The sequence below is a fragment of the uncultured Cytophaga sp. genome (assembly GCF_937863595.1).
Classification (GTDB): domain Bacteria; phylum Bacteroidota; class Bacteroidia; order Cytophagales; family Cytophagaceae; genus Cytophaga.
The window spans coordinates 1-9598 of sequence record NZ_CALMGQ010000149.1; the positions used below are offsets into that span (position 1 = coordinate 1).

The following is a 9598-nucleotide window of genomic DNA, read 5'->3' on the forward strand; positions in this document are numbered from 1 at the left end:
ATGCGAAGAGGTCGATAAGGCTTTTGAGGATTTACTACGTACAAACCGCAGGATGTGCATATCATCTTTGATATATCCTGCACAAATCTCCTATTTTCGCCCCATGGCAACTACCAATTATAATTATTCGGAAGATCATATCAGGACCCTAGACTGGATTGAGCACATGCGCATGCGTCCGGGGATGTATATTGGTAAACTTGGAGATGGTTCTTCACCGGATGATGGTATTTACATTCTTGTAAAAGAGGTTATCGATAACGCCATCGACGAATACATGATGGGTTATGGCAAAAAAATTGAAGTAGAAATTGAGGATTATAAAGTTACCGTTCGCGATTATGGACGTGGTATTCCGCTGGGGAAAGTTATAGAATGCGTTAGCGTAATGAACACCGGTGCTAAATACGATTCTGATGCTTAAAAAAAATCGGTTGGGTTAAATGGTGTTGGTACGAAAGCAGTTAATGCACTGTCTGCAAATTTTAAAGTTCAATCCATTCGTGATGGTAAAACTAAAATTGCAGAATTTGAAAAAGGCGAACTTGTTAAAGACCATAAAGAGACAAGTACAACAGAAAAGAATGGAACAATCATAACATTTGTTCCAGACAATGCGATATTCAAAAATTTTTATTTCATTCCTGATTTCCTAGAAGAACAATTATGGAATTATGCGTTTTTAAATGCAGGTTTAACCATTAACTATAACGGTAAAAAATATTACTCTGAAAAAGGATTATTAGATTTATTAAATAGAAAAGCAGATGTAGAAACGATTCGTTATCCATTTATTCATTTAAAAGGAAATGATATCGAAATGTGTATTACGCACGGCGAACAGTATGGAGAAGAATATTATTCCTTTGTAAATGGTCAGTATACAACTCAAGGTGGTACGCATTTAGCTGCGTTTAGAGAAGCTATCGTTAAAACCGTTAGAGAATACTACAAAAAAGATTTTGATGCTTCAGATGTTCGCGGATCTATCATTGGAGCAATTGCTATTCGTGTTCAAGAACCCGTTTTTGAATCGCAAACCAAAACAAAATTGGGTTCTCAAAATGTAGCAACAGAAGGTCCATCTGTTCGTAATTTTGTCAACGACTTTGTAAAACGAGAACTTGATAACTACCTACATCAAAACAGTTCCGTTGCAGATGCTTTATTAAAGCGTATACTTCAGTCAGAACGTGAACGTAAAGATATCGCAGGAATTAAAAAACTTGCAAACGAAAGAGCTAAAAAAGCAAACTTACATAATAAGAAATTAAGAGATTGTCGTTACCACTTAGATGACGACAAATCCGATAAGCGCTATTTATCTACCTTATTTATTACCGAAGGGGATTCTGCAAGTGGATCGATTACTAAATCACGTAACGTTGAAAGTCAGGCTGTATTTAGTTTGCGAGGTAAACCACTAAATTGCTTTGGTCTTTCTAAGAAAATTGTATACGAAAACGAAGAATTCAACTTACTTCAACATGCTTTAAATATTGAAGATGGGTTAGATGGCTTACGTTATAAAAATGTTGTGATTGCTACCGATGCAGATGTAGATGGTATGCACATTCGTTTGCTATTGATGACGTTCTTTTTACAATTCTTTCCAGATCTTGTTCGTAATGGACACTTATTCATTTTAGATACTCCTTTATTTAGGGTTCGAAATAAAAAAGAAACCATTTACTGTTACAGTGAAGAAGAAAAACAAAAGGCAATGGTGAAGTTAGGTACGAAGCCTGAAATCACCCGATTCAAAGGTCTTGGAGAGATATCGCCAGATGAATTCGGGAATTTTATTGGAGAAGAAATCCGTTTAGATCCAATTATTTTAACCAAGGAAATTACAATCCCTAAATTATTGTCGTATTACATGGGTAAAAATACTCCTGAGAGACAACAATTTATTATTGATAACTTAAAATCAGAAAAGGATACTGCACCATTCGTGGAAGAAAAGGTTGAAGTTGAAGTTATAGAATAATTACTATTTTGAGAATATTAATACTAAAACACATGGATAAATTCATTTTATTCTTGTGTTTTTTTTTAAACAAAAAAAACAACTCCACCAACCCAAGCAATGACAACTAACACACATAAGTCCGAATACAAAGCACTTCTCTTTTCATTTTATATGATTATCATATTAATGATTGGCAGTTTATTTTTTAATGAATTAACGGATTCAAATATTATTGAAGTTGATGCGGGATCCTATGTTATCAGTGCAATAATAGCATTGGTTACAATTTATATTTCTAGATTAAAAGAGAAACCAAAAGACCCAGACCACCCATTAGGTTTTTCTGGTTATGTACCCATATTAAATTTAATCAGAAGTTTCATGATTATTTTAATATGTATAAAAGGTATAAGTGAATCATTGGGTAGCATCTATAGTGGTCCTCCAGTGACAAATCATACAATTATGTTTAGCTATGCTATTCTAACATTTTTATTAAACAGTATTGCATTCTTTATTATTAATTATAATGGAAAAAAACTTAATTCAGCATTATTAAAAACCGATGCTTTAGAATGGAAAACAGATATAGCATTTAATATTTCAATAATTTTGGCTGTTTTTTTCTCCTATGTATTAAACTTTACAAAATATAATACCTATGTAAATTATGTTGATCCTGTTTTTTGTATACTATTTTCTTTAGCAATGGCCTACTATCCAATTAAATTATTCACTGAGAACGTTCAACTTTTATCCGTATCCTCCATTGATAAAGTATTGCAAGATCAGATTATTTTAACGTTTAAAGAACACATAATCGTTATGGAAAAATACGATCCTACGTATTCGGTATTACATGTTGGTGGAGTACTATGGGTAAATATTGAATTAAATGTATCTAATGATAATATTGATCTACCCAAGGATTACCTGATTATTAAAATAAAAGGAGAGAAGATTCTTTCTGAAATAACACCAGACAATAAAATATCGTTCTCCTTTAATAGAAAACGAATCAGTAAAGTGCTAGTTAATAACAAATTATAAAAATCGCTTAAATTTATTATTCATTTTTAATAGTTCATTACAATATTTTTAAATCCAACTCGACTATCAAGTATAATTCATGAAATAATGACCAATAGTCAAGAAGCACACATAGAACAAATCTTTAAAAATCAGCGTGGAGGATTGTTGGGCTTTATTCGGAAACGTGTATCTAGGTTGGAAGATGCAGAAGATATTTTACAAGATGTATTCTTCCAATTTGTTTCAGGTTACGAAAACATTGAATCTCTAGATAAAGTAACTTCATGGTTATTTACAGTTGCTCGGAATAAGATAACGGATAAGTATCGCAAAAAAAAAACTGATGCTTGGTCAGATTTAGGTTTTCAAGGAAAAAACGAGGATTCGGAAATACTAATGTTAGAAGACATACTTCCTGATTTCAAAAATACGCCTGAGGATGTTTATGCACGAAATGTAATATGGGAAGCCATAGAAGTAGCGCTGGCTGAAATGCCTAATGAACAAAGACAAGTAATGCTCTTACACGAATTTGAAGATAAATCGTTTAAGGAAATTAGTGAAATAACAGGAGTGAGTGTAAACACCTTACTTTCTAGAAAACGATATGCCATTTTGTTTTTAAGAAAACAATTGCAAGAACTTTATAATGAACTTTAATACATTGAATATAGAAATACAGATAAAAAAGTAATCATATGAAAAAGCACAAGTTACTCATCTTACTGAAAATAATAATTGGCGTTCCACTTTTAATAGCAGTATTGGGATACATTACAATGACATTATGGAATTGGCTCGTACCAACATTGTTTAATGGTCCTGCTATTAACATATGGCAGACGTTTGGTTTAGTTTTATTATCCAAAATTCTTTTTGGAGGGTTTAAAGGTAAAGGCTGTTGTTGTAAAAATAACGAAAGTCAATCATGGAAAGAACACATGAAAGCTAAGTGGGGCAACCTTTCAACTGAAGAACGTTCAAGTTTAAAAAATAAGTTCTTTAATAAATGTAATTTCAATAGCGATGAATCTATTAATTCATCTAAATAAATATATTGATGGAACTATTTTCTGTAATATATCAGTTGAAAATTTCTATTAATAATAATGGAGAATTTACTAACGAATACCATACACGTATAGAGTCAATGACAAATACGAGTAATTATTTACCAGAAATTTTAACCGACATTTATGAAAAGCATCGTCATGAATGGCTGATGGGAGTGGAGATACAAGAGGTATCGAGGTTTTATGCAACAACAATAGATTCCATTTCTTACGCTACAGTTTAGTAAGCGCATATATTTTAAGTGCGCTTACTTTAAAGGAATATAAAGTAATAAATTAATTTGAAGCAGATTATCTTTTTTATTTCTATTTCCCAATTTGGAAATATTATCAATGTAATCCGTAAGTGGATTTAAAAAACCAATATCACATCCAATACCATATCCTTTATTTAAATAATATGCTCCCCCTATTTTTGTAGGTAACATAAGTGAGATATTAGAATAGGTTTCCCCACTTGCACGAGTTAGCCGTTGATTTGAAAACGACTGATTATACTCATCTTTGGGATCAAAGCGAAGTAATGCTATGCCTGGAGAAACGTAGAGTATATACGATTGCTTTTTTATAACATTGATTCGCAATTCGTATCCAAAACTAATTAAGGAAGTTTTAAAATAACTATTGGGCTGAGCTATTTGAGTTGTTTGATTTGAATTCGTTACATACGAACGAGAATTACCTCGCACTCCACCAATCATTAAATGAAGAAAACCATTCATGCGTTTCTTTTTATTAAAAGCTAAACCTGCATGAAACGTTCCACCCCAGCTTTCAAATCTATTGGTTAAATCACCTCTGTAAGACGTACCACCAAAGCCTACAACAAGTGATAACTTAGGCATAGTATGCTCCAGAACTTGACCATTCACTTGAAAAATGAGCAATGAAAAAAAAACACTTATAAAGATGTGTGCACGCATATAAATTCTTATCAGATCGAAATGAGAAGAACAAAAAAAGATCCCGTTAATAACGGGATCTTTTAATTATTTTATTTTTGAGAAATCAAATGTTTCAAGAAAGGATGTATTAAACTTTCCAGACCTAAACTGAGGGTCATCCATCATATAAATATGGAATGGAATAGTTGTTTTTACACCGTCAATTACAAATTCTTGTAATGCACGTTTCATACGATCACAAGCTTCGTCACGCGTTGGCGCGTTAACAATTAGCTTAGCAATCATAGAATCATAGTTAGGAGGGATTGTATATCCAGTATAACAATGACTATCTACACGTACACCAAAACCACTAGGTATATGAAAGTTAGTAATTTTACCTGGCGATGGACGGAAACCATTTCTAGGATCTTCCGCATTAATTCTACATTCAATTGAATGACGTAAAGGAAGGTGATTTTTCTTTTCTAATTTCTCACCTGCAGCAACCCTGATTTGCATTTTAACCAAATCAACGCCGGTAACTTCTTCCGTAATGGTATGTTCAACCTGTATACGTGTATTCATTTCCATGAAGTAAAAATCTCCATGTTTATCTACAAGAAATTCTATTGTACCAGCACCTTCATATTTTATAGATTTAGCGCCTTTAACAGCTGCTTCACCCATTTTATTACGCAAACGTTCCGTTATAATAGGAGATGGTGTTTCTTCAATCAGCTTTTGATGGCGTCTTTGAATAGAACAATCTCTTTCTGATAAGTGAATAACAGTTCCAAATTTATCTCCTAATAGTTGAACTTCAATGTGACGTGGTTCTTCTATAAATTTCTCTAAATACAAACCATCGTTACCAAAAGATGCAGCTGCTTCTTGTTTGGCATCGTTCCAAGCCTTAGTAAATTCAGATTCAACTTTAATGATACGCATACCTTTTCCACCACCGCCAGCAGTAGCTTTCAAGATAACTGGGTATTTAATTTTAGCTGCCAATTTCATACCTTCTTCAATAGAAGATAACAAACCATCTGAACCTGGTATACAAGGTACACCTGCTTTTTTCATGGTATCTTTAGCAGAAGCTTTATCACCCATAGAATTAATCATTTGTGCGCTTGCACCAATAAATTTAATTCCATAATCTTCACACACTTGAGAAAATTTGGCGTTCTCAGATAAAAATCCATAACCTGGATGTATGGCATCTGCATTCGTAATTTCAGCAGCAGCAATGATATTTGGTATACTTAGATACGATTGATTGGAAGGAGCGGGTCCGATACAAACTGCTTCATCCGCAAATCGAACGTGTAAACTTTCTTTATCAGCAACAGAATAAACTGCAACCGTTTTTATTCCAAGCTCTTTACAAGCACGAATAACACGCAATGCAATTTCACCTCTATTGGCTATTAATATCTTTTTAAACATATCTTTTTCCCGTAAAATGTACTATTCAACTGTATTAATTACTTAGGTTCTACTAAGAATAATGGTTGATCGTATTCAACTGGAGTAGCGTTCTCTACTAATATTTTAACAATTTTCCCTGAAATTTCAGATTCGATTTCATTGAATAACTTCATGGCTTCAATGATGCATACAGCCTTACCAGCTTCAATAACATCACCAACATTTACAAATGAAGGGGTCTCAGGATTTGATGAACGGTAAAATGTTCCAATCATTGGAGATTTTATCGTAATTAAATTTGAAGTCTCAGCTATAGGAGTAGCAGATTTAGACTCAACCGCTGCAGCAGAAACTGTAGTTTGAGGCAGAGCTTGTGGCGCAACGTATTGTGGTAATTGAGGCATTACAATATCCCCAGCTGTTACTGCTGAATTTGGATATTTTTTAACATTAATTTTAAATTGTTCTGTTTCGATATTTACTTCAGCTAATCCTGAACTAGCAATAAAGTCAATCAATTCCTGAATTTCCTTTGGTTTCATCAGTGTCTTAATTTAATTTTTTATAACTGTATTTAAATTATAACAGTCTTTGTTAATGATGTAATGTATAAATTTCCAGTATGTTAATATACTAATTTCTATTTAATTACTTTGGGTCATATCCCCATTTCAAATAAACAGAACCCCACGTAAAACCACCGCCAAAAGCTGCTAATACAAGATTATCACCTTTCTTCAATTGTTTTTCATAATCCCATAAAACAAGTGGGATAGTGGCACTCGTTGTATTACCATAACGCTCAATATTGATCATAACCTTTTCAGGTCCAACATTCATACGTTCTGCAGTTGCATTAATAATTCTTTTATTGGCTTGATGAGGAACCAACCATTGAACATTATCACCCGTAAGTTTATTGCGTTCCATGATTTCTGCAGCAACATCAGACATGTTTTTAACTGCAAACTTAAACACGGTTGCTCCTTCTTGGTGGGCAAAGTGTTCATTATTCATTACGGATTCAAGCGTTGCAGGGTGACGGCTACCACCACCTTTCATAATTAAATATTTAGCTCCTGAACCATCCGTTTTGAGTACACTATCAACAACACCAAAACCTTCGTGATTTGGTTCTAATAATACTGCACCAGCACCATCACCAAACAAAATACACGTATTGCGGTCTTTATAGTTGACAATTGCAGACATTTTATCTGCCCCAACAACAATTACTTTTTTAAATCTACCACTTTCAATATACTGAGAGCCCGTAACCAGTCCGAATAAAAAGCCAGAACAGGCTGCGTTCATATCATAACTGAATGCGTTTTTTAAACCACACATATCAGAAATGATGTTTCCTGTTGCAGGAAAAACATAATCTGGAGTTGTGGTACAGCAAATTAATAAGTCAATTTCAGAAGGATCGGTATTTGTTTTCGCAAGGAGATCTTTGACAGCCTTCTCAGCCATGTGAGAAGTTCCTAAACCTTCGCCCTTTAAAATGCGGCGTTCTTTAATACCTGTTCTAGAGAGTATCCACTCGTCTGATGTTTCAACAAGTTTCTCTAATTCTTGATTTGTTAAAATATAATCCGGTACATATCCTGCGATACCCGTGATACATGCATTTACTTTGCTCATCTTCTATTAGTTGAGATTAGCTGTAAGCGTTTTTAATTTTATCTGAGATATTAGCTTTAGTCAATTGGTATGCTAGATGCATCATATTTTTAATAGCCTTTGGAGATGATATTCCATGACCAATTATGACGTTGCCATTTATACCTAAAATTGGACTACCACCAACTTCTTCATAATTAAACATATTGAAGAAGTTATCTTCAAAACCACGCTTAGAAACTAGATCGTAAAACGTTTCACCCATTTTCAAAATGATATTGCCTGTATACCCATCACAAACAATAACATCTGCTTTATTCGCAAACATATCTCTACCTTCTAGGTTACCAACGAAGTTTATAGTATCAATTTGTTTGATTAACTGATGTGCAGCTAATGTTAAAATTGTTCCTTTTTCTGCTTCTTCACCTAAATTCATTAGCCCAACTTTGGGTTTATCTATTCCATACATGTATTTAGCATATAACGAACCGATAACTGCAAATTGAGCTAACATTTCTGGTTTACAATCTGCATTAGCACCAACATCCATTATAACAGCAAAACGTCCTGACTCTTGCGGCATAAAGCCAGCAATTCCAGGACGAAGAATACCTTCAATGGTTTTAATACTAAACATTGAACCAACAAGCATAGCACCTGTATTTCCAGCACTACAAAAAGCATCAACTTCTTTTTGTTTAAGTAACTGAAAACCAATAGATATACTTGAATTTGGCTTTTGCGAAAATGCTTTCGTAGGATGTTCTGCCATGGTTATAACCTCATCTGCATGAACAATTTGTATTCGGCTTTTGTTACCTTCAAGCTGAGACAAATGTTCACGTATAATCTGCTCCTTTCCAATGAGAATAATTTCTGCATCGGAAGGGAGAGAGTCTGAGGCTAAAACGGCACCCTCAATGATAGATTTGGGAGCGTAATCTCCTCCCATCGCATCTAGTGCTAACCTCATTGGTTATACAGCTACGGCTTTTTCAATAGCCAATTTACCTCTATAGAAACCACATTCAGGGCATACTATGTGAAGTAATACAGGTGAATTACAATTTGAGCATTCAACAAACTGAGAAGCAACCGCTTTGTAATGCGTTCTTCTTTTGTCTCTCCTTGTTTTGGAAATTTTGCGTTTAGGATGAGCCATTTTCTTATTACTAGTTTAACTTATTTTTATCATTCAAACTCTTTAATGCCAACCATCTAGGATCTATTAAATCTTCGGTAGGAGAGTCATTATCGCTTTTTTCCTTATTTTCAGTAGAATAAATCAAAAAAGATTCTGCATCTTCTTGATTGTCCTCAGCCTGAAATCTTGGGTGAAGCTTTTTTATGGGTAATTCTAAATTAATAAACTCATATATATACTGAGCCATATTAATTTTAATTGTTTCTCTTTTTATTCCAATTATCTCATCTGTTATTTCACCTTCTTCTTCTTCAGAAAACTTGAAGATTAAAGGTGTAATAGAATCAATTTGATAATCGAATACATCCAAACTTCTATCACAAACTAATTCAACAATTCCTTTAATTGAAATGTTAACACGAATATGAAG

Annotated in this window: 11 protein-coding genes and 1 pseudogene; 5 read left to right on the top strand and 7 right to left on the bottom strand. The window is 33.5% G+C overall.

The genetic code is table 11. The features are described 5' to 3' along the window. Positions 1-103: 103 nt before the first annotated feature. The 5 genes and pseudogenes from Q0543_RS13110 to Q0543_RS13130 all read left to right on the top strand — a co-directional run bounded on the left by Q0543_RS13110 (position 104) and on the right by Q0543_RS13130 (position 4301). Positions 104-1990 (top strand): annotated as a pseudogene (locus tag Q0543_RS13110) (DNA topoisomerase IV subunit B). A gap of 99 nt (positions 1991-2089) precedes the next feature. Then, positions 2090-3022: a cation transporter gene (locus Q0543_RS13115; protein WP_299253867.1), complete on the top strand. Its 933-nt coding sequence runs from the start codon at positions 2090-2092 to the stop codon at positions 3020-3022. An 87-nt stretch (positions 3023-3109) separates the two neighbouring features. Then, positions 3110-3664, top strand: coding sequence for an RNA polymerase sigma factor (locus Q0543_RS13120; RefSeq protein WP_299253870.1), 555 nt, complete (start codon positions 3110-3112; stop codon positions 3662-3664). A gap of 38 nt (positions 3665-3702) precedes the next feature. Beyond that, positions 3703-4056 carry a hypothetical protein gene (locus tag Q0543_RS13125; protein WP_299253873.1) on the top strand — a complete coding sequence of 118 codons (354 nt, stop codon included), beginning with the start codon at positions 3703-3705 and terminating at the stop codon, positions 4054-4056. A 98-nt stretch (positions 4057-4154) separates the two neighbouring features. Further along, positions 4155-4301, top strand: coding sequence for a hypothetical protein (locus Q0543_RS13130; RefSeq protein ID WP_299253876.1), 147 nt, complete (start codon positions 4155-4157; stop codon positions 4299-4301). 24 nt (positions 4302-4325) lie between these two features. On the opposite strand, the gene Q0543_RS13135 is transcribed toward Q0543_RS13130, so the two are convergent. The 7 genes from Q0543_RS13135 to Q0543_RS13165 all read right to left on the bottom strand — a co-directional run. Further along, positions 4326-5000 carry a hypothetical protein gene (locus Q0543_RS13135; protein WP_299253879.1) on the bottom strand — a complete coding sequence of 225 codons (675 nt, stop codon included), beginning with the start codon at positions 4998-5000 and terminating at the stop codon, positions 4326-4328. 66 nt (positions 5001-5066) lie between these two features. Continuing rightward, positions 5067-6413, bottom strand: coding sequence for an acetyl-CoA carboxylase biotin carboxylase subunit (gene accC, locus Q0543_RS13140; RefSeq protein WP_299253882.1), 1347 nt, complete (start codon positions 6411-6413; stop codon positions 5067-5069). A gap of 38 nt (positions 6414-6451) precedes the next feature. Beyond that, complete coding sequence (gene accB, locus Q0543_RS13145) at positions 6452-6937, bottom strand: acetyl-CoA carboxylase biotin carboxyl carrier protein (RefSeq protein WP_299253885.1); 486 nt, start codon at positions 6935-6937, stop codon at positions 6452-6454. A gap of 106 nt (positions 6938-7043) precedes the next feature. Beyond that, positions 7044-8042: a beta-ketoacyl-ACP synthase III gene (locus Q0543_RS13150; protein WP_299253888.1), complete on the bottom strand. Its 999-nt coding sequence runs from the start codon at positions 8040-8042 to the stop codon at positions 7044-7046. A 16-nt stretch (positions 8043-8058) separates the two neighbouring features. Beyond that, on the bottom strand, positions 8059-8997 hold the full coding sequence (plsX, locus tag Q0543_RS13155; protein WP_299253891.1) for a phosphate acyltransferase PlsX: 939 nt from the start codon (positions 8995-8997) through the stop codon (positions 8059-8061). A gap of 3 nt (positions 8998-9000) precedes the next feature. Then, a complete protein-coding gene (gene rpmF, locus Q0543_RS13160; protein WP_083921261.1) occupies positions 9001-9186 on the bottom strand; it encodes a 50S ribosomal protein L32 in 186 nt (61 codons plus the stop codon). A 10-nt stretch (positions 9187-9196) separates the two neighbouring features. Then, positions 9197-9598, bottom strand: a 402-nt coding sequence (locus Q0543_RS13165) for a DUF177 domain-containing protein (RefSeq protein WP_299253896.1), incomplete at its 5' end; no start/stop codon positions are given.

Excerpts from the sequence above, each read along its gene's own strand:
- Q0543_RS13115 (WP_299253867.1), top strand. The coding sequence starts at position 2,090 with ATGACAACTAACACACATAAGTCCGAATACAAAGCACTTCTCTTTTCA.
- Q0543_RS13120 (WP_299253870.1), top strand. The coding sequence starts at position 3,110 with ATGACCAATAGTCAAGAAGCACACATAGAACAAATCTTTAAAAATCAG.
- Q0543_RS13125 (WP_299253873.1), top strand. The coding sequence starts at position 3,703 with ATGAAAAAGCACAAGTTACTCATCTTACTGAAAATAATAATTGGCGTT.
- Q0543_RS13130 (WP_299253876.1), top strand. The coding sequence starts at position 4,155 with ATGACAAATACGAGTAATTATTTACCAGAAATTTTAACCGACATTTAT.
- Q0543_RS13135 (WP_299253879.1), bottom strand. The coding sequence starts at position 5,000 with ATGCGTGCACACATCTTTATAAGTGTTTTTTTTTCATTGCTCATTTTT.
- accC (WP_299253882.1), bottom strand. The coding sequence starts at position 6,413 with ATGTTTAAAAAGATATTAATAGCCAATAGAGGTGAAATTGCATTGCGT.
- accB (WP_299253885.1), bottom strand. The coding sequence starts at position 6,937 with ATGAAACCAAAGGAAATTCAGGAATTGATTGACTTTATTGCTAGTTCA.
- Q0543_RS13150 (WP_299253888.1), bottom strand. The coding sequence starts at position 8,042 with ATGAGCAAAGTAAATGCATGTATCACGGGTATCGCAGGATATGTACCG.
- plsX (WP_299253891.1), bottom strand. The coding sequence starts at position 8,997 with ATGAGGTTAGCACTAGATGCGATGGGAGGAGATTACGCTCCCAAATCT.
- rpmF (WP_083921261.1), bottom strand. The coding sequence starts at position 9,186 with ATGGCTCATCCTAAACGCAAAATTTCCAAAACAAGGAGAGACAAAAGA.